Source organism: Desulfuromonas sp., assembly GCA_002869615.1.
Classification (GTDB): Bacteria; Desulfobacterota; Desulfuromonadia; order Desulfuromonadales; family UBA2294; genus BM707.
Map to the genome: position 1 here is coordinate 61,677 of PKUH01000095.1, position 22,619 is coordinate 84,295.

Here is a 22,619-nt window from a genome sequence, read left to right on the forward strand (position 1 = left end):
CTAAGCAGTATATGTTGCGACACATCATCTTTGTGTCGCTTTTATTATACACATTTAAAGCACCCAGAACATAATCGTCAACACTAACAAGGAGAAAAAAATGGAAAACATGTTTTGTTATCAATGTGAACAGGCTGCCAAGGGAACCGGTTGCACCGCCATGGGCGTTTGCGGCAAGACTCCGGAGGTTGCCAAACTTCAGGATCTGCTGGTTTACGCGGTGAAGGGTATTTCTTTCTGGGCCAACCAGGCCCGGGAAAAAGGGGCCAGCAACGCCGAGGTTGACCATTTCGTTATCGAATCACTGTTTTCCACAGTCACTAACGTCGATTTCGCCGCCGATTAGATCGTCCACATCATCGAGGAAGCGATTGAACTGCGGGAAAAAACCCGTGAGATGTACGAAGAAGCTGCCGGCGGCCCCTACCCGGATGCGGTTCCGGAAGCGGCCCAGAACTGGGCGCTGCCGGCCGAGCGATCGGCCCAGCTTGACCTTGCGGCGTTGCATGGCGTTAAAGATCCGAAGATCGATACCGACATTCAGTCAATCCGCGACGTCATCCTCTACGGTATCAAGGGCTATGCCGCTTACGCCGACCACGCCATGATCCTGGAGCGGGAAAACGACGAAATCTTCGCCTTTACCCACCAGGCTCTCGCCGCCCTGCAGGACGACAGCCTGGACCTTATGGACTATATCAACCTGGCGATGGAGACCGGCCGCATCAACTTTGTCACAATGGAGCTGCTCAACAAGGCCCACACCGACGCCTACGGCCACCCGGAACCGACCCCGGTCCAGCTTGGCACCAAATCCGGCAAGGCGATTCTCGTTTCCGGTCACGATCTCCGCTTTCTCGAAGAGCTGCTCAAGCAGACCGAAGGGACCGGCATCAATATCTACACCCACGGAGAAATGCTGCCGGCTCACTGCTACCCCGGTCTCAACAAGTACGAGCATCTCGCCGGTAACTACGGCGGCGCCTGGCAGGACCAGCACAAGGAATTCCAGAACTTCCCCGGAGCGATTATCTTCAACACCAACTGCATCCAGAAGCCGGCTGACAGCTACAAGGACCGTCTTTTCACCTGGGGCCGGGTCCAGTGGCCGGATGTCAGGCATATCGAAGGCTGGGACTTCACTGAAGTCATCGCCAAGGCCCAGGAGTGCGCCGGGTTCGAGGATAATCCGGGTCAGGAAATCCTCACCGGGTTCGGACATAATGCAGTCCTTGGTGTTGCAGACAAGGTGATCGAAGCGGTCAAAAGCGGTGCGATCAAGCACTTCTTTTTGGTCGGCGGCTGTGACGGCGCCAAGCCGGGGCGCAATTACTACACCGAGTTCGCCGAGCAGGCTCCGGAGGATACTGTTATCCTGACCCTTGCCTGCGGCAAGTTCCGTTTCAACAAGATGGATTTCGGCGACATCGGCGGAATTCCGCGCCTGCTCGACGTCGGCCAGTGCAACGACGCCTACAGCGCCATCCAGATTGCCGTTGCCCTATCAGAGGCGTTCGAATGCGAGGTTAACGACCTGCCGCTTTCGATGGTCCTTTCCTGGTACGAACAGAAAGCGGTCACCATTCTGTTGACCCTGCTCTACCTCGGAATCAAGGACATCAAGATTGGTCCGAGCCTGCCGGCATTCATGACGCCTAACGTGCTCAATTATCTTGTGGAAAATTTCAATATCGGGCCAATCACTACGGCCGAAGAAGACCTCAAGGCGATTCTCGGTTAACAGCAACACCCGAAATGAACAGACAAAGGGGCAGGTTTATCCTGCCCCTTTGTTGTTATGAATAAAATTAAGCTGTTGCACTCAATATCATTGACAGGGGCAACGGCATCAGGTTAAATCATGCATCCGGTCACCCCGACCGATACCATTACCAATTCAATAAAATACAGAGTCAATAAAATCCTTATGTCACCGGCAGAAATGACTATAGACCGGCTTTACAGCCTGAAAAAAAGAATCCTGGTGTCGATCCTGATTGTCCTGATCATCTCGATTCTGGTCACCATGTTCTTTATTGCTGCAAAGCTGCGCTCAGCTCTGGTTGAAGATAGCCGGGACAAGACCGTTGAGATCGCAACAACCATTAATGCCAACCTGCATCACCTGATGATCCTGCGGTCACCGGGGGCACTGCAGGACACTTTGCAGAAAGTTGCCGATCAGAGCGAATCGGTCAAGAAGGCATTTATCCTGAACAATGACGGCCGGATCGTCTACTCCTCGACCATAACGGATATCGGCAAAAGCATTGACCGGTTCAAAGACGCAACCTGCCGCGATTGTCATCTCTCCAGCGAAGAGACGCTGGCACAGAGTTCGGTCGTCCTCGATGCCGACCATTCAACCCAGCGTAACATCACGCTCATCTACAACGAAGAATCGTGCTACGAATGTCACGATCCGTCGAACCTGATTACCGGCAAGCTGGTTATCGATCGATCCCTGGAGAATGTTAACGAGCTGATCAGTTCGATCGAACTGATCCTTTTCGGATCGGGCCTGCTCTGCCTTGTTATCCTGGTGCCTGTTGCATCGCGGGTCCTCTCTCGCGGCATCGACAAATACATCATCGAGATCTTCACACGTAACGAAGAATTGCGTTTGCTTTACGTTATGGTCGGGCGCCTGAGCAAAACACTCGACATCGATGTTTTGCGGGAAATTGTTGTCGAGGTCTTCCGCGAAGTGCTGAATGCCGACGACGTCGAACTGGTCCTGCCGCGGGGAGAGCACGACTACAGTGCCTCGGCGTGGTCTCATTCCGAGGGTGACATCGCCCGCAAAAAAATCACCGAAGATGACCCGCTCACTCCGGTCTTGCAGCTCTGGCTCGACGGACTGTTGCTGGAGACAGAAGTCAGTGATGACGGACGCATGATTTCGATGCCGATCGTCAAGGGAAGCCACCGCTTTGCATTGATTGTGGCGCGAAACGAGTCACGCTTTGACCGGACACGACTCAAATTGAGCGAGATCATTCGCAGCCATATCGAAGTCGCCTTCGAGAACGCCAGACTGTACTATATTGCAATTACTGATGAATTGACCAATACATTCACCAAAAGACATTTCCGTTATTGCATCGATCTGCAGTTTGAAGCCTTCACCAAGTATGGCACCAAATTTTCCCTGCTGATGATGGACCTGGATCACTTCAAACAGGTGAACGATATCCACGGCCATGTCTTCGGAGACACGGTCCTGCAGGAACTCGGTGAAATCATCAGGCTGGCAGTACGTGAACAGGATCTCGTCTTCCGCTATGGCGGCGAAGAATTCGCCGTCATCCTGCCGGAAACCGGCAGCAAGGGAGCGCTGCTTGTTGCCGAGCGCATACGCGAAACAGTTGAGCAAACCGACTTTACTTCGGACGACAAATCGGTCCGCATGACCATCAGCATCGGATTTTCGACCTGCCGCGAAGCAGAAGTTGTAAGAGATGTCGTCGTTGCTGCCGACAAGGCCCTCTATGCGGCAAAAAATCAGGGTCGGAACCGCGTTCTCAGCATCAAGGACATCTCTTTCGAAGCCGAAGGCGATTCTTCTGATTAGCCGGTGAGGCATCCCGATTAACAAGCAAAGCAGGCCCCTGAAAAGTACTTTGATAAATTACGGTTAGTCTTTTGATGTAAAGTCCCAATAATTCGATACAATAGCAGAATGTATCGACTCGAACGCAACCTCACCCTCGATATCGACCCGATCGTCCTCTGGGATTTCATAGCGACGCCGCGCAACCTGGACCAGATTACCCCGCCTAATCTTGGATTCAAAATCCTCTCGAACGTCCCGGATGAAATGTACGACGGGCTGCAAATCCGTTACGAAATCTCCATCCCTCTGTTCGGTCGACACGAATGGCTGACCGAAATATCGGAAATCATTCCGGGCGAATCTTTTGTCGACATGCAGATCGAAGGTCCTTACCGGCATTGGCGTCACTACCATCAACTACTGCCGGTCGGCAATAACGCATCGTGCATGATTGATCGGATCGATTACCAGGTGCCATTTGGAATATTTGGCAGCGCCACCCATGCGCTGGTCATAAAAAAACAGCTTGATGAGATTTTCAACTACAGGGAAGAGGCTTTACTGGATATCTTTGGATTAAATAAAGAGACCTGAACCGGACAACCGATGGAAACCTACCTGCTTGCCTTGACATCCTATTTCGTCATTATCGACCCGATCGGTACCGCGGTGATCTTTCATGGTCTGACCGGCGACGATGACCGCCGTTACATTCTACGGATGGCCATCCGCTCGGTCATCATTTCGACGCTGATCGTTCTGATATTCGGGTTCTTCGGGGAAAAGATCTTGACCAGCCTCGGCATTAGTATTGAGTCGTTAAGGGTTGCCGGCGGGCTGTTGCTATTCTATACCGCCTTCCATATGATTACCCGGAGAAGAGACGAGCAGGAGGTAAAGAGCCTGCAAGTTGATATTTCAGTCTATCCGCTCTCAATACCACTGATCGCCGGGCCCGGCTGTCTGACACTGACCATCCTTCTTTTTTCACATGAAAACAGCCGCAGTATTGTACCACTGGTCGCCGCGGTCATGACGATTTACCTCTTCACCCTTGCCTGCTTTCTCGGCTCCGGGCTCATCAGGAAAATAATCGGGCAGACCGGCGATGATATTCTAAGAAGACTTCTTGGTGTGATTCTCGCGGCGCTGGCAATTCAGTTTATTGCCGACGGCGTCAAGCAGATAGCGGCAATGTGATTCAGCCAAGGAAGAGGCGTTCCAGTCCTTTGCCACCGAAATAAATCCCAAAACCGAGAATAAAGATCGCACAGATGCCAACCATAATCCGGTAGCCGCGATCGGACAGGAACCGTTTGCCATAAGCGACGGTACCGGAGACAAAACAATACCAGACCAGGTCGGAGAGAATGTGACAGACGTAGAAAACAATGACGCCGACGAGACCGGCCTCATGGGCGACAACCAGGTAGCTGAGGCCGATGGTCGCCCACCAGATCGTAAAATAGGGGTTGGCCAGGCTGATAACGGCTCCGGCAACGACCGGATGCAGCCCCGCTTCTTTCTCCGCTTCAAGGTTGAGGTGCAAAGACGACAGGCTTTTCAGCATACCGTAACCCATCCAGAGCATCATGCCCCCCCCGAGGATGGCGACGGAAGCAAAAACATTCGGATGCTGTATGATTTCAGCCGCTCCGAAAAAAACAAGGAAGACGACAATCCCTTCCAGAATGGCATGTCCGAGAATCAATAACGGGCCGGCAATCGCTCCACGGCGAACGGTTTCGGCAATAGTCAGGGTCAGTAGCGGGCCCGGCATCATCGCACCCGAGAATCCAAGGACAAAGGATGTGCCGGCAATGACAGCAAGATTCATTCTTCGCTCTCGTCACACAATTGGGGTGCGTTGTAGTTGACGAGCTCAGACACATAAGGGCAATCGGCAGGAAGAATGCCGCGATTAAGGGCAGCCTGATCAAGCGCCAGGCATTCGGCCTTCTCAATGTGGCGATGTTCGTAAACCGAACAGAGCATAGTGCCCAGATCGAGTTTATCGCATGGCCGATCCGTATAATAGACCCGCCCTTCGTATTCTATTTTTTCATAACAGCACCGCCCGCAACGGCGGCAACGCGCTTCCCATTCGGCATTCGTTTCCATGGCAACTCCTGCCGGAACCTTACCCGACAGCTTCTATTCAGGTCAAGAAGAGAAAAACAAAATTAACTATTGACATTGAACCGCTGGTTCGTTCAGAATGCGACGTTCTAATCTGTAAACAGAAAAGTTCCATACGAGGAGGCATTCACAATGCAGTGTCAAACAATTCAACCCGGTGTTGAATGTAATTTCTGGACGAAAAACGGTTGTACCTTTGTGGGCAATGCCTGTCACAATGTTGTAGAAGCCTGTGAAGGCTGTGAGCGTATTGTCGACAGTGAGATTGGCCCCGTATGTACTGACTACCCTGCACCTGAAAAAAAGTGGACCGGCGGTCTTTGCAACTTTGCAACCCATCAGAAAATCAAAATTGAAAACGTCGAGCAGAAGGTCAACCCGCTCAAGGCTTCGAAACGAGCCGCCGGACGTTAATCGATATCACATTCAACGACAAAAAAGGCAGGTTCCTTCAGGAACCTGCCTTTTTTGTGATTTACCAATAGCACACCTGTTCGTAGTACATACTGATCAAAAATACCTGAAAACCACAAACAACAGTGGAAGAATAAAAGCTGTCACCAGACCGTTCAGACCGATGGCCAACCCGGCAACGGCTCCGGCCAGTTTGTCGACTTCCAGCATCCGCGCCGTGCCGATCCCGTGCGATGCCGTGCCAACGGCAAGCCCGATCGCGGTCGATGATTTCAATCCGATCAGACGGCAGAATTCCGGACCGCAAATTGCCCCGATACAGCCGGTCAGGACAACGATTGCAGCAGTCAACTCAGAGATCCCGCCGATCTTTTCAACAATGCCGATAGCAATCGGCGTTGTCACCGATTTCGGGGCCATTGAAAGGACGATATCCCCGGTCCCGCCCAGGACCCAGGCCAGGCCGCTGGCGCTGACAATGGAAGTCACTGCGCCGCAGAAGATCCCAACCATAATCGGAAGCCGGTTATGATTGATTTCATGGCGTTTGCGATAAAGCGGCAGCGCCAGAGCAACAACCGATGGTCCGAGCAGAAAAAGGATCATTCGGCCGCCGTTCAGGTAGGCTTCATACGGCGTAGCCGTAAACAGGAGGAACAGAATAATAAAGGCAATCGAAACAGCGACCGGATTCAGAAAAAGACTGTGCGTCCGACGATAAACGATCTGGGCAAAATAATATATGGCGACTGTCAATCCGACCCCGAAAAGAGGAGTTGCCGTCAGCTCATTCCACATCGGTCCGCTCCCCTCTTTCGAGTTTCTCCTCGACCCATCCGGTCACGGCCATCACCACAAACGTACTGATCACCATTGAGACACAAATCGGCAGCCATTGTGATGCGATTAGATCAAAATAGACCATGACACCTACACCGGCCGGCACAAAAAACAGCGCAAGGTGCGACAACAGCAGATCGGCTGCTTCCTCAATCCACTCGACCTTGAAAATGCCGGCCAGGAGAGACAAAAGAAGGATGACCATGCCGGCGACATTGCCCGGAATCGGTATTCCGGCCCAACTCACCAGCAGCTCGCCGGCAAATTGCACCATCAGAAGAATTGCAAACCCTTTCAGTATATTGGTCATAGTTAAAATCTGAATATCAGGAATCGAGTTCGGATTTCAGTCCATCGACAACTGCCGCTACTTCGGCCCTGATATCTTCGGCAGCCGGGGAGTTCTCACGGAGCAGAAACTCCTGGAAATGATGCAGGGCCTTGCGGCCATCATCCATGTCGAGATACAGATTGCCAAGCGTCAAATGGGCATAAGCAAAGTCCGGGTCACATTTCAATGCTTCCAGGCAGGCCTGCTCAGCCTCATCGATCTCATCGTTATCATAAAACATCTCCGCCAGGTTGTAATGCGCCTGCGGATCATCGGGATCAAGATCGATAACCGAGCGGAAGATTTCAAGGGCACCGGTGATATCACCGGCAGAAAACCTGGCGTCGCCCAGAGAGTTGAGCGCAAAGGTCGAATCGGGGCTGATCGCCAGAGCTTTTTCATAACATTCAACAGCAGCCTCAACACGACCTTGATGAAAATCAACCAGACCTGCACTGACCAGAGCGTCGGCTTCATCGGGAAAGCTTTTATTAATCTGCACGTAGGTCTACCGGGCCTGCTCAAACAGGTTCATTTCGAACAGCAGGTCGCCAAGGGAATAACGAGCATCGACTTCTTCCGGTGACTTCTCGGTCACGACCCGCAGCACATCGACAGCCGTCTCAATCTGCCCTGAAGCTTCCAGCGCTTCGGCGAGGAGCATTTCAACCTCGGCCGAATAACCACTGGTCGCTTTCGCCTTTCTGAAAAAATCAACAGCCTTGGCAGCATCCCCTTTTCCCAGCGCCGCTGTCCCCTTTCCGATCAAACTGTTTGCATCCATAAGTACACCTCATTTTCATTGATTCAGTTCCTCGATTGCATCGATAATGCCCCAGGGGGTTGATGGCACAACCATCACCCGGCATCCGAGCTGCTCGCCGAGTTGTTCCGGAGTCAGATCATCGAGAAAACGATGATCGCCGTCACGCATCATAACATCCGGAACCAGTAAAGCCGAACCCGGATTCCGGTTCTGCAACTGCCGTACAATATCCTGACCGGAAACCAGCCCGGCGACTGTAACCATCGGCCCGAAAAGTCTGTTCTCTACTGCATAAACATCGCAGGAACAGCCGACCGCATCTTCGAGTTCCATTACAAAACGTTGCAACTCGGGATGGAAAGCAACCCCGGTCACTATTGAGAATTGGACCGGGCAGTTCAACTCGCCAACTTCACTGAGCGTCTCTTCGGACAGCGCCCTGAATTGTGCGATCATGCCGACTCCGTTTTCCAGCTGATCCAGATCCTCATACTCTGTCAATTCCGGAATCGCCCCTTCTGCCTTGAGATAAAATTCATCGGCAGCAAAAACAATGCGGCTGTCATGCTCGCCAAGAAAACGCTGCTGCCAGCCCCCTAGTTCAGCCAGGATCTTCCGGGCATCATCCTTGGTAACCGGCTGCAGATTTTCCAGATTCTGTCGATGTTCGGTCAAACCAACCGGGACCAGAGCCAGGCTTTTGATTCCGGGGTAATAGGCAGCAAGCGTTGCGACGGTTTCACTCAGAACGGCATTGTCATTGACACCAGGGCAGACAACGACCTGGGTATGCAGTTCGATTCCGGCGGCTACAAGTTGCTCAACAATTGGCTGTATTGGTGAGACGGCACGCCCAAGCATTCTTGAGCGAACGTCCGGATCCGTTGCATGAATCGAAACATACAGTGGCGAGAGCCGCTGGTTTATGATCCTTTCGATATCTTCTTTGCTGACATTTGACAGGGTAACATAGGCACCATAAAGATAAGAAAACCGGTAATCTTCATCCTTAACATACAACGTCCGCCGCATCCCTTTTGGCATTTGATGGACAAAACAGAAGATACAGTTATTGCCGCAGCGGGCCGGTTCCGGGTGTTTGAGGACGAATCCGAATGGTTCCCCGGCCTCCTTTTCTATCTCCAACGCCCACAATTCGCCATTGCCGCTTTTTTCGACAACCAGTGTGACCTCTTCACGCAATTCGGCTATCAGCACATCAAGAAAGTCACGAGCCGGATCGTCGTCAATTGCGACAATGCTGTCACCTGGCGCCAGTGCAAGCTGATCAGCAATCCCGCCAGGAATGATTTCGATGATTTCTACCATGTCTCATCAAGGTGAAACGTAAAATCCCCGAAACAGCAGAACTGTTCGGGGACCTACGGTTTCAAACAGATTTGCGGGAAAGTTATTCCCGGCCACCATGCAGCCGGAAGCTTCCGTCGGAAGATGTAATAACGGAAATAGCATGCTTGTACAAAAGAACATCACAATCAGCCTCAATGAGAACACAGAAACTGTCGAAAGATTTGATATGACCTTCGAGCTTTTCACCAGACATCATTGTGATTGCAACTTTGACCCGTTCCTTACGTGCCTGATTAAGAAATTGATCCTGAATATTAAATGGTGTCTTGCCCATAACCGCTCCCTTTCTTCAATAGAAAACATTCAATTAACGGCTGAATTCTATCAATTTCTGACAAGGAATCAACTGTAATTATTGATTTTTCTTTTTTAAACCAGGTTTCCTGCCTTTTTGCGTAGCGTCGGGTTTCCCTTTTGATCAACTCAATAGTCTCATCCCGGCTGCGCTCCCCGGCAAGGAATGAAATAATTTCCCGATAACCGATCGCCTTCATCGATTTCAAACCGGCATTATAACCGGTCGCAAGCAGACTGGCGACCTCATCGATCAGGCCAGCCGCAATCATCTGATCAACCCGGGCGTCGATTCGTTCATTGAGAATGGTCCGGGGCACATGCAAATAAAGTTTCAGTACCGAAAAAGGTGATTCGGAAAATCCGTGCCGATGCTGATACTCTGACATCGGAATGCCACTTGACTCATAAACCTCAAGAGCCCTGATAATCCGAACCAGATTGTTCGGGTGGATTTTATCCGCCTGAACCGGGTCGACCGAATGCAGTCTTGAATGAAGTGCCGCAGCACCATGTACTGCAGCATATTCCCTGAACTTTTCACGCAGGTCTTCATCGGCAGATGGGAGATCGGCCAGCCCTTCGGTTAACGCCCTGATGTAAAGTCCGGTGCCGCCGACCACTAAAGGCAACCGGTTTCGTTGGGAGATCTCGGCAATAACGGGTCGGGCATGCTCGACATAATCGGACACGGAATAGTCCTCATCGGGATCGGCAACATCAATCATATGGTGACAGACCCGGTTCTGCTCATCAATTGTCGGTTTCGCCGTGCCGATATCCATCTGCCGATAAATCTGGCGGGAATCAGCAGAAACAATCTCCAGATCGAAGTTATCAGCAAGAGAACAGGCCAATGCTGTTTTACCCGAAGCGGTCGGACCACATATAACAACGACCGGGCTAGACCTGTTATGTCGTTCTGCAGGGATCACGTTCTTTTAAACATTCGCTCGATTTCCGGTTTACCGAGGCGACAAAGGACAGGTCGACCATGAGGACAATGAGCGCTGAAATCGACTGAATCAATTTCAACAAGTAGAGCCTGCATCTCGGCAAGCGACAGCTTCTGATTCGCCCGGACTACTGAATGGCAGGCCATGGTCGCCAGAAGGTCCTCATAAGCATCGTCGAGAACGGCAGTTTCACCCAACTCGGCAAGCTCAGATGCGACATCCCTGACCAGGCGTTCAGCTTCTGAATCCTTGAGTAACTGTGGCGACGCTTTCAATATATAGGAATTACCGCCAAAAGGCTCCAGTTCAAAGCCGAGCGTGGAGAGATGGTCAAGACTCTGACCAACAACGGTGGCTTCACGATAATCAAAATCGATGACAACCGGAAACAGCAATGATTGCTGCTCAACTCCGGCACTGACAAACTGCTTTTTCAATCGTTCAAACGCGACCCGCTCATGCGCCGCATGCTGATCAACCAGAACCAGATCATCACCATCCTGGCAAATAATATAGCTGTCAAGATACTGTCCGAGCACCACCATCGATCCGGCCGGACCGAGGGCAAACTCTTTTCCCGGCAAGTGAAAAAGCTCCCCCCTGTCAATCGAGACAGGTCTTGCGAATGGCTCCGACCGTTCCGACGACCGATATGCTTCAGGATGATCACGCACTCCGGCAGGATTATCTGTCGTGACATCAGTATTGACTCCCCGGAGGGATGATGGCTGTTGGTAACTCACCGGGGGCATAATCGAATCTTCAATGCCAACGGCAGTTGTCACTACCGGGCGCAAGGAATTGCGAACGGCACCGGCGATAAAGCCGTGGACCTGGCTCTGTTCCCGGAATCGGACCTCGTGCTTGGTCGGGTGGACATTTACATCGACTAGTTCGGGTGGAAGATCAAGGAACAGGGCTACCACCGGGTAGCGGCCCTTCATCAGCAGATTACGGTACCCCTCCATCACCGCATGCTGTACGACCCGGTCACGGATATAGCGACCGTTGATATATGTATAGATCGAGGTTGTTGCTGAACGGTTATAAAGCGGCTTTGACAGTAAACCGTAAAGTGCCAGTTCACCGACCTCGCTGGTAACCGGAACCATTTCGCGAACCGCTTCGCGACCGAGAATTGCGGCAACACGTTCTTCAATAGTCTCGGCCTTTAAAGCATCGATCATTGTCCGGCCATTATGTGTGAGACGGAAACGAACCTCCGGCCGCGACAGTGCCTGCCTGCTGACGACATCGCCGACATGTCCAGTTTCGGTTTGATCCCGCCGCAAGAATTTGCGCCGGGCCGGTGTGTTAAAAAATAAATTTCGGACTTCGATACTGGTGCCGACCGGCATCCCGGTTGCAGCCGCATCGGCCACCGACCCGCCATTGACCCTGATCCGCCATCCCGACTCGGATGAGTTATCGCGCGACTCGACAGTCATTTGTGAAACCGCGGCAATCGAAGGGAGTGCTTCCCCTCTGAAACCAAGGGTCGTAAGTTTGAAAAGGTCGTCGTCCGATTCAATCTTACTGGTGGCATGCCTTTCGAGGGCAAGAAAGGTATCATCTTTTGACATTCCGGATCCGTTATCCTGTATCCTGATCAGCTTCTTGCCACCCGATTCGATATCGATGAGGATCTCATCGGCTCCGGCATCGAGGGAATTCTCGATCAGTTCCTTGACAACAGAGGCCGGCCTTTCAACAACCTCGCCAGCTGCAATTTTATTGCACAGATTTTCCGAAAGAATCCTGATTTTGCTCATCTTCAATTCAATTCAAACAAAAAAGGCCGGACAAGCCGGCCATAAACGGATGTGGTTAGCATTCTACTTCTGCTCGAGCTGGTCAAGCATATCCTCAATTTCGTCAAAGTCATCATCGTCACCCAGTGAATCAGGCAAATTAGCGGTGGGACGATGCAGCAAGCCAAGATCTCCTGCGACGCTTTCAACTATTTTTGGAACAACCTGATTCCCTTTTTGCATGTGGGTTTCAAACAGGCAGTTATCACAGATTGTATTAATCAGGCGCGGCACACCACCGGCGTAATTATGAACCGACTGAATCGCCATCGGATCAAAAAGCGGGCGCCTGGCGCCTGCCACCGACAGCCGATGGTTGATATAGCGGGTCGTTAAATCAAGGGTAAAGGATCCGAGATTATACTTGACGGCGACACGTTGGGCCAGCGGTTCATCAAGACGAAGACAATCCTCAATTTCAGTCAGACCGAAAAAAACAATGTTAATCAGCTTCTTGCCGGGAATTTCGAGATTGAGCAGACCGCGAAACTCTTCCATCAATTCACGGCTCTGCAGCATCTGTGCTTCGTCTATCAGTATAACCGCCTTACGCCCCTGTGAATCGATTTCGAGCAGACGTTCATAGAGCTGTTTCAGAACCGCCAGCCGGTCGCTTGCCGGCTCCTGGATTCCAAGCTGCATCGCGATACGGGTTAAAATCCACTCCGGATCGATTCCGGAATGAACCATGACCAGCATCGACGACTCATATCTGGATTCATCCAGAGTGTCGAGCATTCTGCGGGCAAGGGTTGTCTTGCCGGTGCCAACACCACCAACAAGAACGGCCAGCCCCTTGTTGGAGTTGACCGCGTACATCAGGCGCACCAACGCCTGGCTATGTTGATCACTGTCAAAGTAGAAACGTGCATCCGGAGCGTTGGAGAACGGCTCCATCTCCAGTTCAAAATACTCGATGTAACTCATTTGCCCCCACCTGTTAAATAATCAATCAGATGTAGGATACACGGTCTTTACTATTTTTTCCAGAAGAACCTTCGGCGGACGCCGATTTACCAGATTTGAGGTCTTCGAGTTTTTCACCGGCATCACGGTAGCCGGGATCGATGGCAGAAACTTCTTCGATGACAGTGATCGCTTCGGCTATTTTCCCAAAGTTTTCATAAAAGAGCCCGAGTTCAAACTGGATGCCCAACTTCTCGGCCTCGCCGAGACCGGGCTGTTCGAGAACTGACCAGAAATATTGTTCAGCCTCTTCAAAAGCACCCGTTTCTGCCAGACACATTGCTTTAAGCGCAAGGCTGTCAACCAGCCGGGTCGGGTTTTTCATTGCTTTGTCAAACTCGGCAATGGCGTCATCAACCAGTCCCATCTCCTTGTAAGCAATCCCGAGGTTATAATGGGATTCGGCATCCTCTACACTGATGGCTTCGACTTCGACCTCTTCGGCTTTTTGTGAGAAATCGGAACTCAGATCAAATTCATTGACTTCTTCAGCCAGAGCTTCGTCTGTTTCCGTCATGACTTCGGAAGCGATATCGATAAAGTCACCCGAATCATCTTCTACCGGAGCTGAACGCTGTTCCCGAATATTTGAAAGTTTTTCGTTTGCCTCGGCATTATCGGGAACAACTGCAAGAATTTCCTGACAAACTTTTTCAGCCTCATCGAGGAGCCCTTGCTGGACATAAAACTCGACTTCTTCGAGAGCTGATTCAAGATCAAAGAAAGTCTCGTCCTGAAGATCGTCTTCGCTGATTTCAAGGACAGATTCATCCTCGGCATCGTCGAGATCAAGCTCAATCTCAAGCTCCATATCGGCTTCGGCACTGACATCGATGGAAACTTCTTCAGCTTCTTCAACTTCTTCAAGTTCCTCGAGTTCTTCAATCTCCTCAAGTTCCTCGAGCTCTTCAATCTCTTCAAGCTCCTCGAGCTCCTCAATCTCCTCTGCTCCTTCGAGGATATCAAGTGGAACTTCTTCCTGATCATCAAGAAGATCGCTCTCTGCCAGCTCTATTTCCTGGAGATCTTCGGTAATTCCATCCATTATTGAGTCATCAATAACTTCATCATCTGAGGTCTGGAACATATCGAGTTCCGTACCGGCCTCCTCCGTTAGCGATGACATCACTCCGGATAATTTGTCAGCTTCGCCGGTTTCCTCATAGATCAACTTGAGAGTCCGGGCAACCTTCTCTTCGTTAGGCAGTTTTTGATGCAGGCGTTCGTAGCACTCCTTGAGTGCTTCAACTTTTTCAGCTTCAAAAAAAGCTTCTTTCCACTCTTCAAGCTCATGCAGTGCCCGGTCATACTCGCCCAGATTCATGCAGCAACGGATATACTTGAGCCGATGACCGAGATTCTTGCTCGACAACTTGAGCAGATGCTGAAGGGTCAAACGCTCGTTGTTAAAGTCTTTTTGCAGCCGGTAACCCTCAGCCAGCATCTGTAACAAGTTTTTATCATTCGGATTTTTTTTGATCGAGCCCCTGAGAATTTTAAGGCTCTTCTCAACTTTTCCGGTGCGGAGATACGCCTCGGCGAGACCGCTTCCCATTTCAGGCTCATTCGGGAAGAGTGGCAGGAAAACTTCATAGAGCTTGAGAATCTTGTCAAAATTATTGCTCTTTTTGAGGAACTCAAGAACCTCGAGAAACTCTTCTTTACCTTTTTCCGATTCATCGAGGGAAGCGTGCAATTCGGCTATTTTGACCCGCACATTCAGATTCTCGGGATCAAGCTCCTTCATCTTCTGAAGAATGTTGATCGCCTCACCCGGCATTTCATTTTTTTCATATTGGGTTGCGAGAGTACGGTATTCGGCGAGAGCATTTCCGGTCAGACCCTGCTTCTCATTAAGCTCAGCCAGCTGGGCATAGATGTTCAGCTGGGAAGAGTCGACCTTCTGCATCTGTTTGTATACTGCGATGGCCTTGAGATAGAAACCGCTATCGGCGTAGTTTTTAGCGACGACTTCATACGCTTCGAGCGCTGCCTCTTTAAGGCCCGCTTTGGCACAGAGGTCCGCCAGTTTTTGCCGACTGCGATAATCCTTCTTATCGAGTTCGACTATCTTCTGGTAGTCCTTGATAGCACGGGTTGTTTTCCCATTGGCAAGAGCCTTCTGGGCAGATGCGAGTAGTTTATCTTTACTGGCCAAAATCTATCCTTTATAAAGCTTGAAAACGCAAGCTTTCACTCTATGACATCACATAATAAACTGTCAAGAAATAAGCTTTTAAATGACATGTAGAACCTTCGGGTCTGCACGCCTTTCCCAGTCAATAATCTCCTGTCGTTCTTTATCGAAGCCGGAACGACCCATCAACGCAGAAGTGATGATTTTACCCGCTTCAACCCCTGGCTGATCAAGAGGATCGACACCGAACAATCCTCCGGAAAAAACGGTTTGCACTTCAAAGATATACAATAAGGCGCCGATGCTTTGCGGCGTAATCTCTGCCAGTCTGATAGTGCAATTCGGCCGCCCGGCGCGAGCCAGGGCAATAGCGCTCGCTTTCTGTTCAAACGAAAGGAGCGCGGAAAGTTTCTTCCCCCCGAGATAAGCCAGATCGGGGATATCATCGGCATTCGGTATACTGACAGGCTTCTGGTTATCAACAGTAATAAATGTCACAACCTTGTCAAACGGGCCCTCCATGTACAACTGCAACTGTGAATGCTGATCAGTCGCACCGAGAGCATTGACCGGTGTCGGTCCGGTAAAAATCTCTTCACCGGAGAGACTCACCCTCTTGCCGAGGCTTTCAGCCCAGAGTTGCCGATACCAGTCAGCGACATCACGCAGACGATCACTGTAGGGCATCATGACGCTGATCGTCGCCCCTTTTTGATAAGAGAGATATTGCAACAGACCGTTCAGGTAGGCCGGATTTTCGAATAAATCCGGGTTCGAGATCTGTGGTTCGACTTTGGCGGCACCGGCCAGAAGCGAACGAACATCAACACCGGCAACCGCCAAAGGCAGCAATCCAACCGGGGTAAATATGGAAAAACGGCCACCGACTCCGGCTGGCACCGCAAGATTTTCGTAACCTTCCTCTTCGGCCAGCTTACGCAACACTCCGGTCTCAGGATCGGTTATGAGAACGAAATGATCCCGATAGTTGTCTCCACAGGCATTTCTCACCCACTCACGAGCAATCAGAAACTGGCTCATGGTCTCAACCGTTGTACACGACTTACTGATGACACAGAAACAGGTCCGTGTCGGGTCGAGACTATCAAGAAGCCCCCCGACCCCGTCAGGGTCTACATTATCAAGGACAAAAAGCCGGGGCCGGGAAGATGTGGCGTATAGCGGCAGCAAGGCGCGAGCCACAGCTGTCGTACCGAGTGCCGAGCCGCCGATGCCAAGAACGACAAAAGCATCGAACCGGGAAGCTATGCCATCGGCCATTTCGATCAGATCATCGACTCCCGTTTGAAAAGGCAAGTCATAAAACGGAAGATCGCCCGATTCACGGGCGTCTTGCAGGCTGACATGAATTGCCCGGACCCGATCAACCGCCTGTTCCAACTCGGATGGAACAACACCGAGTTTCGATCCGACAACATCCGCCATCATCTGGGTATAATCAAATTGCAACATTTTACGACCTCCCGTCGGCAAGGTGTTTCAGTTTTGCAATTTCGCCTGGTTCCAGGTGTCTGAAATCCCCCGAACCGAGATTTTCTTCCAGGAGAAAGGCATAACCGATTCTTTTCAGGCGACTGACAGAAAAACCGAGCGCTTCACACATCCGCCTGACCTGACGGTTCCGCCCTTCATGGATCGTGATCTTGAGCCAGGAGTGGCTGCCGGTCTTACGGGTGCATTCGGCCCGGGCCGGCGCCGTCAGCCCGTCATCAAGCTCAACTCCTCGTTCAAGTTTCCTGAGGGCATTATTATCAATCATACCCCGAACCCGGGCCAGATAGGTTTTTTCAACGTGGAACCGGGGGTGCGACAGTTTTTGAGCCAGATCCCCGTCATTGGTCAACAGCAGAAGCCCCTCAGTTGTCAGGTCGAGCCGGCCCACCGGCACGACCCTTTCAGAAACGCCTTCCAGCAGATCGGTAACAACGCGCCTCCCTTCCGGATCGCGCATGGTTGTCACATAACCAACCGGCTTGTTCAAGAGAATATAGGTTTTTTTTTCCGGGCGTCCGATTGCAACGTCGTCGACAAGGATATTATCGACCGCGGGATCGGCTTTTTCACCGAGATTCGCCGGGTTACCATTGACCGAGACACGTCCCTGTTCTATCCACTTTTCGGCCTGACGCCGCGATGCCAACCCGGCTGCAGCGATTATCTTTTGCAATCTCTCTTGCGCCATAAAATAAAAGCCGGGCAGAATTCCCGGCCAACTCCTAGTCCTGAATTCCTTGAGCCGTACTTTCCGTCACCAGCTTTGCATTGGTACCGGTTTCTGTCTCCGGCAATTCTTCGGCGAGATCACTGAACTCCTTGAGGGTTGGCAAAGCCGACAGATCACGCATGCCGAAAAACTCGAGAAATTCCTTGCTTGTCCCGTAAATCAGCGGTCGCCCCGGAACATCTTTTTTGCCGAGAATCCGGATCAGCTGTTTTTCGAGCAGTGTCTTGAACACGCCCCCGGAATCGACGCCGCGTAGATATTCGACTTCGGCCCGTGTCACCTGTTGACGATATGCGACAATAGCCAGTGTTTCCAGGGCGGCCCGGGAAAACCTGAACGGTCTGCTTTTTATCAATTGCTGAATCACATCGGCACATTCCTGTCGCGTCCTGAACTGAAACCCTTCACTGACTTCCTCGAGCAAAATTCCGCGATCGGCATCGACGTATTCATTCTGGAGTTCCTGAAGAACCTGTTTGACGTCACTCTTTTTCATCTCGAGAATCTCGGCGATCCGGTCAACCTTGATCGGCGATTCTGAAACAAAGACCAGCGCTTCGATGTTTTTCCTGATATCAGATGTAGCCAAGACTTTCCTCTCCAAGGTCAAAAGGTGATATCTCGTCGTCGATAACAGCCGGATAGAGCCAGATATTTCCACAGCGGCTATTCTGCATCAGGCGGACCATCCTTAGCCGTACCAGTTCGAGCATGGCCAAAAACGTAACAACAATTATCGACCGATCCGGCTTTTCTTCAAAGACATCGAGAAAAGAGAGGCTCTCTTTGCCGGAAAGCAGGCTCAGAATTGAGTTAATCCTGTCGGCAACGGTCAATCGTTCGATATTGACTTCATGAATATAGGGATCGGATGTTTCCTTTAAAAGCTTCTGGAAAGCATCGACCAGTTCAAAGATCCCGACAGCGATCATCTCCTCACCTTCTTCCGAGACAACCAGCTCACGCGCCGGGAATTTGCGGGCGAAAACATCGCGCTGCAGCCGCGGCATGGCATCAAACTGTGCCCCGGCCTCCTTGTACTTCTGGTACTCGAGCAGCCTTCTCACCAGTTCGGCCCGCGGATCAAGTTCTTCTTCATCTCCTTCTTCTTCATCATGCACCGGCAACAGTAATTTTGATTTGATATGGAGAAGAGTCGCGGCCATCAACAGAAACTCGCCGGCAACATCGAGATTGAGGCTTTTCATGGCATCGAGTATCGAGAGATATTGGTCGGTAATTGCCGCGACCTGGATATCGTAGATATCCATTTCATTCTTCTTGATCAGGTGGAGCAGAAGATCGAGCGGTCCTTCAAAATTCTCTATTTTTATTTCGTATGCCATCTACATACTACCAAACAGAAAACGCATGGACTGATTAACGACCACGGCCTGTTGCCCGGCCATGACACCGACAATTGCAAATATAATCGGGCCGAGTACGGCTGACCAGATGTTGGTGTAGAAGATAACGATCAACAGAACAATGAATCCGAAAGGTTCAATTTTGGACAGGAATGCCGCCTGCTTCGGCGGTAGCAGACCGCTCAGCACCATGCCTCCATCGAGCGGCGGAATCGGAATCATATTAAAAACAGCCAGAATGATATTGATATATAACCCGAAACCGGCCATCAGGCTGATCGGCTCAACAATCATTGTCATCTGTGTCGAGACACGGTCTTCAGGAATCAGGGCCAGACCATGCAGCAAAAGAGCAAAAAGCCCGGCCAGAAAAAGATTGCTGGCAGGGCCGGCGAGGGCAACAGCGATCATCCCCTTTTTCGGCTGCTGCATGTTTCCGAAATTAACCGGCACCGGCTTGGCCCAGCCGAAGCCGAAAAAAAGAACCGCCAGCGTTCCGATCGGATCGAGATGCTTGATCGGATTGAAGGTCAAGCGGCCGAGCAGTCTCGCTGTCGGATCACCGAGTTTATCTGCAATATAACCATGAGAAACTTCGTGTACGGTCACCGCCAACAGAGCCGGAACCAGCATGATTGAAATCTTAGAAAGAATACTTTCCATTTATCCCGCGCAGTTGAATGTGGAAGTGCAAGTCATGTGTCTTTGTAGCAGATCGATTCGACACAAGTCAATGTCCGTCGACACAGTTGCTGAATCTCGAAAACGCTGCAAAAAAAATCACGCGTCGATAAACTTTGCGTACTTTTTTTTAACAAGACTGATTTCCTCTTCACGGTTCGCAACGCGACCGTCAAGACGGGCATCAAGAAGTGTATCGAGAATTTTCTTATAATGCGGCCCGGCGCTGATTCCCAATTGCAGAAGATCGTCACCCCGCAATTTTGTTTTTACAGTCCGCAGCTGTATATAATATTCCGAAACCCACTGACGCACCTCATCGGGGTCACAGAGGGTCATGAGATAAAGCAATGTTTCGACCGACAATGGTTTGAGCCAATGAAAAATTTCACTGTTTTTCGGCCGGAGCGCTTTCCGGTGCCGCCTGAGCAGATGCCGATATACATCGTGAGCGATTTTCCTCTCCTCGCAAAAAATCCTGCTGATTTTTGGCGGAACGCCGAGTCGGTCAGAAAACTCACGGACATGTTTGCCCGTTATTTCGCTCAGCAGGCAGAGGAAATAGATAATCCATGAACGGCATGGCTCACCGGTGTAAAGCAATTCGTACCAATCAATTGCGCGGCCGGCTTCATAAAATCGGAGCTCAACTGCATCGCTCCATTTCAAAGATTTGTGAAGACAGGTCAACAGTCCAAACTCGGACATTCGGTGAACGGAAAGGATCGGATCAGGTTCCTTGAAGATAATCACCAGTTCATTATAGACGCGCGGTCCGGCTACTTTATCGACGAACCCCATGCGGACAGCGCTGCGCAAAAGGGATTCAGTGTGGCGCCCGAGACGGAAACCGAGCCGTTGTTCGAACCGGATTGCCCGGAAGACCCTGGTCGGATCTTCAACGAAGCTGAGATTATGCAACACCCGGATCGCCTGCTGTTGAAGATCTCGTTGCGCCTGATAGTAATCGAGCAGTTCGCCGAAATCATCCGAATTAAGGGAGACCGCCAGAGTATTGATTGTGAAATCACGACGATAAAGATCGAGCTTGATTGATGCATGCTCAACATCAGGCAACGCCCCGGGCTCGACATAGTACTCCATTCGGGTTGAAGCGATATCAATCTTGAAGTCATCCGGGAAAACCACTACCGCCGTCCCAAACTTTGCATGCGAACGGACCCGGCAATCCCGACCTTCTGCAAACGATTTGGCAAAGCTGATACCATCTCCTTCGACGACAATATCGATATCGAGATTCTTTTTGCGTAACAGCATATCGCGGACAAAACCGCCGACGGCGTAAGCCTTGACACCGGCGACTTCGGCACACTCACCGAGTTCCCTGAGCAGAAGAAAAATCCGTGCTGGCAACTGCGACTTCAACAATTTAACCAGCTGTTTTTTCCGGAGAGAATGCTGGCCCCGACCCTCGTCGTTCCTCGACATAACCCGGCCGTCAGTGACCAGATGCCTGAACAGATCGGTCCGGGTGATCACACCGATCAAATCACCCTGATCAACAACCGGGACAATCCGTTGACCGGACCCGATGATCATCTCCTGCAGGCTATCCATCGATACATCCGGCCCGACGGATTCAATGTCGCTGCTCATATAGTCGCGAACCGGTTCCGAGGCAAGGGCATGATGAACGGCCTTGTCGACAACCTGCCGGGTAATCACCCCGGCGACATCCTCTTGATCCAGTACCGGCAGGGCATTCAGATTATAGCGGGTCATGATTTTACGGGCATCACTGATCCTGTCATCGGCATTGATGGTCTTGGCCGGTGTTGACATCAGATGGCGTCCCTGCCATTGCGGATTGACATGTTTTTGCAAAACAACCGGAATTTTTTCAAGAATCTGGACAAGCGTCATGTCACGTACCGTCCCGGAAGAGGCAAAGGAGTGTCCGCCACCACCGAATTCACCGAGAATCTCGCCAACGTGAACTTCCGGTATCCGCGAGCGGCCAACCATGAAGATCCGGTCACCCATTCTGACGGCGATGATCAGGGCATCGAGGTTTTCCATATCTTTCAATTTATGGGCAAGTACAGCCAGATCACCGACAAAATAATCGGTCGAAGCATGGGTTATGGAGATATCGATGCCATTGGCTGTCAGGACAGTATGATTCTGGAGCAGGTCATTAAGAAGAGAAACCTGGTCTGCCGTCAATTCCTGGGTCAGAAAATCAGCAACGGCATTAAGATTGGCGCCACAGGAAAGGAGAAACGCCGCAGCCTGATAGTCCTGTTCCGTAGTCGAGTTGAATAGCAGGCTGCCAGTGTCTTCATAGAGCCCGAGCATCATCAGGGTCGCCTCGTCGGCGTCAGGGCGGATTCCCTTCTCCATGAAGATACGGGCAAAAATGGTGACCGTCGCACCGACCGAATCGAGTTCCGTCAGCTCGGCCTTGAGAGATGTATCAGCCGGATGATGATCATAAACATGGATTTCGACATCGCCCCGTCTCGCAACATCGGCAAAAGGGCCGATCCGGTCGACCTGACTGACATCGACCAGGATCAGACGCGTGATCCGGTCAAAATCTATATCCTTGATTTTCTTGAAATTATAGGCGTAGACCGTACTCTGCAGAAAGAATTCCCTGAGGTTCTTTTCCTGGGCTCCGGGGAACACCATCTCGGCATGCGGATAGAGTTTCTTCGCCGCGATCATTGCGCCGAGACAATCAAAATCGGCATTTATGTGGGTAGTTATGACGTCCATAGC

22 protein-coding genes and 1 pseudogene are annotated in these 22,619 nt (G+C 51.1%); 5 read left to right on the forward strand and 18 right to left on the reverse strand.

Features of this window, described 5'->3' with window-relative positions:
- Window positions 1-109: 109 nt before the first annotated feature.
- The 4 genes and pseudogenes from C0623_09650 (at window position 110) to C0623_09665 (ending at window position 4,756) form a co-directional block, all read left to right on the forward strand.
- Window positions 110-1,741: pseudogene (locus C0623_09650) on the forward strand (hydroxylamine reductase).
- Window positions 1,742-1,861: 120 nt separating this feature from the next.
- Window positions 1,862-3,574 (forward strand): hypothetical protein, encoded by a 1,713-nt coding sequence (locus tag C0623_09655; protein ID PLX99329.1) that lies wholly within the window; start codon window positions 1,862-1,864, stop codon window positions 3,572-3,574.
- 108 nt (window positions 3,575-3,682) lie between these two features.
- Window positions 3,683-4,150, forward strand: coding sequence for a hypothetical protein (locus tag C0623_09660; protein PLX99330.1), 468 nt, complete (start codon window positions 3,683-3,685; stop codon window positions 4,148-4,150).
- Window positions 4,151-4,162: 12 nt separating this feature from the next.
- The gene (locus C0623_09665; GenBank protein ID PLX99331.1) at window positions 4,163-4,756 is read left to right on the forward strand and encodes a MarC family protein; all 594 of its coding nucleotides are present in this window, start codon (window positions 4,163-4,165) and stop codon (window positions 4,754-4,756) included.
- A gap of 1 nt (window position 4,757) precedes the next feature.
- Here C0623_09665 and C0623_09670 read toward each other — a convergent pair whose 3' ends face one another.
- Window positions 4,758-5,393 carry a lysine transporter LysE gene (locus C0623_09670; GenBank protein ID PLX99332.1) on the reverse strand — a complete coding sequence of 212 codons (636 nt, stop codon included), beginning with the start codon at window positions 5,391-5,393 and terminating at the stop codon, window positions 4,758-4,760.
- Window positions 5,390-5,677, reverse strand: coding sequence for a hypothetical protein (locus C0623_09675; protein ID PLX99333.1), 288 nt, complete (start codon window positions 5,675-5,677; stop codon window positions 5,390-5,392). Before C0623_09675 ends, C0623_09670 begins: the two co-directional genes overlap by 4 nt.
- A 150-nt stretch (window positions 5,678-5,827) precedes the next feature.
- Between C0623_09675 and C0623_09680 the strand changes: the two genes are divergently transcribed.
- On the forward strand, window positions 5,828-6,109 hold the full coding sequence (locus C0623_09680) for a hypothetical protein (GenBank protein PLX99334.1): 282 nt from the start codon (window positions 5,828-5,830) through the stop codon (window positions 6,107-6,109).
- 96 nt (window positions 6,110-6,205) lie between these two features.
- Here the strand turns inward: C0623_09680 and C0623_09685 are convergent, their stop codons facing one another.
- The 16 genes from C0623_09685 to C0623_09760 form a co-directional block, all read right to left on the reverse strand.
- Window positions 6,206-6,907 carry a CidB/LrgB family autolysis modulator gene (locus C0623_09685; GenBank protein ID PLX99335.1) on the reverse strand — a complete coding sequence of 234 codons (702 nt, stop codon included), beginning with the start codon at window positions 6,905-6,907 and terminating at the stop codon, window positions 6,206-6,208.
- Entirely contained in the window at window positions 6,897-7,250 is a 354-nt protein-coding gene (locus C0623_09690) for a CidA/LrgA family protein (protein ID PLX99396.1), read from the reverse strand. The genes C0623_09685 and C0623_09690 overlap by 11 nt, the downstream gene beginning before the upstream one ends.
- A 25-nt stretch (window positions 7,251-7,275) precedes the next feature.
- Complete coding sequence (locus C0623_09695) at window positions 7,276-7,782, reverse strand: hypothetical protein (protein ID PLX99336.1); 507 nt, start codon at window positions 7,780-7,782, stop codon at window positions 7,276-7,278.
- A 6-nt stretch (window positions 7,783-7,788) separates the two neighbouring features.
- Window positions 7,789-8,064, reverse strand: coding sequence for a hypothetical protein (locus tag C0623_09700; protein PLX99337.1), 276 nt, complete (start codon window positions 8,062-8,064; stop codon window positions 7,789-7,791).
- A gap of 15 nt (window positions 8,065-8,079) precedes the next feature.
- Window positions 8,080-9,375, reverse strand: coding sequence for a DUF512 domain-containing protein (locus C0623_09705; GenBank protein PLX99338.1), 1,296 nt, complete (start codon window positions 9,373-9,375; stop codon window positions 8,080-8,082).
- Window positions 9,376-9,457: 82 nt separating this feature from the next.
- Window positions 9,458-9,691 carry an RNA chaperone Hfq gene (gene hfq / locus C0623_09710; GenBank protein ID PLX99339.1) on the reverse strand — a complete coding sequence of 78 codons (234 nt, stop codon included), beginning with the start codon at window positions 9,689-9,691 and terminating at the stop codon, window positions 9,458-9,460.
- Window positions 9,672-10,643 (reverse strand): tRNA (adenosine(37)-N6)-dimethylallyltransferase MiaA, encoded by a 972-nt coding sequence (locus tag C0623_09715; protein ID PLX99397.1) that lies wholly within the window; start codon window positions 10,641-10,643, stop codon window positions 9,672-9,674. Before C0623_09715 ends, hfq begins: the two co-directional genes overlap by 20 nt.
- Window positions 10,643-12,439: a DNA mismatch repair protein MutL gene (locus tag C0623_09720; GenBank protein PLX99340.1), complete on the reverse strand. Its 1,797-nt coding sequence runs from the start codon at window positions 12,437-12,439 to the stop codon at window positions 10,643-10,645. Before C0623_09720 ends, C0623_09715 begins: the two co-directional genes overlap by 1 nt.
- Before the next feature lie 63 nt (window positions 12,440-12,502).
- Window positions 12,503-13,405, reverse strand: coding sequence for an AAA family ATPase (locus tag C0623_09725; GenBank protein PLX99341.1), 903 nt, complete (start codon window positions 13,403-13,405; stop codon window positions 12,503-12,505).
- 25 nt (window positions 13,406-13,430) lie between these two features.
- On the reverse strand, window positions 13,431-15,602 hold the full coding sequence (locus tag C0623_09730) for a hypothetical protein (protein ID PLX99342.1): 2,172 nt from the start codon (window positions 15,600-15,602) through the stop codon (window positions 13,431-13,433).
- A gap of 78 nt (window positions 15,603-15,680) precedes the next feature.
- Entirely contained in the window at window positions 15,681-17,054 is a 1,374-nt protein-coding gene (locus C0623_09735; GenBank protein PLX99343.1) for a glucose-6-phosphate isomerase, read from the reverse strand.
- A 1-nt stretch (window position 17,055) separates the two neighbouring features.
- Window positions 17,056-17,784 carry a pseudouridine synthase gene (locus C0623_09740; GenBank protein PLX99344.1) on the reverse strand — a complete coding sequence of 243 codons (729 nt, stop codon included), beginning with the start codon at window positions 17,782-17,784 and terminating at the stop codon, window positions 17,056-17,058.
- Window positions 17,785-17,818: 34 nt separating this feature from the next.
- Window positions 17,819-18,415, reverse strand: coding sequence for an SMC-Scp complex subunit ScpB (gene scpB / locus C0623_09745; protein ID PLX99345.1), 597 nt, complete (start codon window positions 18,413-18,415; stop codon window positions 17,819-17,821).
- A complete protein-coding gene (locus tag C0623_09750; GenBank protein ID PLX99346.1) occupies window positions 18,402-19,172 on the reverse strand; it encodes a segregation/condensation protein A in 771 nt (256 codons plus the stop codon). The genes scpB and C0623_09750 overlap by 14 nt, the downstream gene beginning before the upstream one ends.
- The gene (locus C0623_09755) at window positions 19,173-19,856 is read right to left on the reverse strand and encodes a site-2 protease family protein (GenBank protein ID PLX99347.1); all 684 of its coding nucleotides are present in this window, start codon (window positions 19,854-19,856) and stop codon (window positions 19,173-19,175) included.
- Window positions 19,857-19,973: 117 nt separating this feature from the next.
- The gene (locus tag C0623_09760; protein PLX99348.1) at window positions 19,974-22,616 is read right to left on the reverse strand and encodes a polya polymerase; all 2,643 of its coding nucleotides are present in this window, start codon (window positions 22,614-22,616) and stop codon (window positions 19,974-19,976) included.
- Window positions 22,617-22,619 lie beyond the last annotated feature (3 nt).

Coding starts and splice junctions, on each gene's coding strand:
- C0623_09655 (PLX99329.1), top strand. CDS start 1,862: ATGCATCCGGTCACCCCGACCGATACCATTACCAATTCAATAAAATAC.
- C0623_09660 (PLX99330.1), top strand. CDS start 3,683: ATGTATCGACTCGAACGCAACCTCACCCTCGATATCGACCCGATCGTC.
- C0623_09665 (PLX99331.1), top strand. CDS start 4,163: ATGGAAACCTACCTGCTTGCCTTGACATCCTATTTCGTCATTATCGAC.
- C0623_09670 (PLX99332.1), bottom strand. CDS start 5,393: ATGAATCTTGCTGTCATTGCCGGCACATCCTTTGTCCTTGGATTCTCG.
- C0623_09675 (PLX99333.1), bottom strand. CDS start 5,677: ATGGAAACGAATGCCGAATGGGAAGCGCGTTGCCGCCGTTGCGGGCGG.
- C0623_09680 (PLX99334.1), top strand. CDS start 5,828: ATGCAGTGTCAAACAATTCAACCCGGTGTTGAATGTAATTTCTGGACG.
- C0623_09685 (PLX99335.1), bottom strand. CDS start 6,907: ATGTGGAATGAGCTGACGGCAACTCCTCTTTTCGGGGTCGGATTGACA.
- C0623_09700 (PLX99337.1), bottom strand. CDS start 8,064: ATGGATGCAAACAGTTTGATCGGAAAGGGGACAGCGGCGCTGGGAAAA.
- C0623_09705 (PLX99338.1), bottom strand. CDS start 9,375: ATGGTAGAAATCATCGAAATCATTCCTGGCGGGATTGCTGATCAGCTT.
- hfq (PLX99339.1), bottom strand. CDS start 9,691: ATGGGCAAGACACCATTTAATATTCAGGATCAATTTCTTAATCAGGCA.
- C0623_09720 (PLX99340.1), bottom strand. CDS start 12,439: ATGAGCAAAATCAGGATTCTTTCGGAAAATCTGTGCAATAAAATTGCA.
- C0623_09725 (PLX99341.1), bottom strand. CDS start 13,405: ATGAGTTACATCGAGTATTTTGAACTGGAGATGGAGCCGTTCTCCAAC.
- C0623_09735 (PLX99343.1), bottom strand. CDS start 17,054: ATGTTGCAATTTGATTATACCCAGATGATGGCGGATGTTGTCGGATCG.
- C0623_09740 (PLX99344.1), bottom strand. CDS start 17,784: ATGGCGCAAGAGAGATTGCAAAAGATAATCGCTGCAGCCGGGTTGGCA.
- C0623_09750 (PLX99346.1), bottom strand. CDS start 19,172: ATGGCATACGAAATAAAAATAGAGAATTTTGAAGGACCGCTCGATCTT.
- C0623_09755 (PLX99347.1), bottom strand. CDS start 19,856: ATGGAAAGTATTCTTTCTAAGATTTCAATCATGCTGGTTCCGGCTCTG.
- C0623_09760 (PLX99348.1), bottom strand. CDS start 22,616: ATGGACGTCATAACTACCCACATAAATGCCGATTTTGATTGTCTCGGC.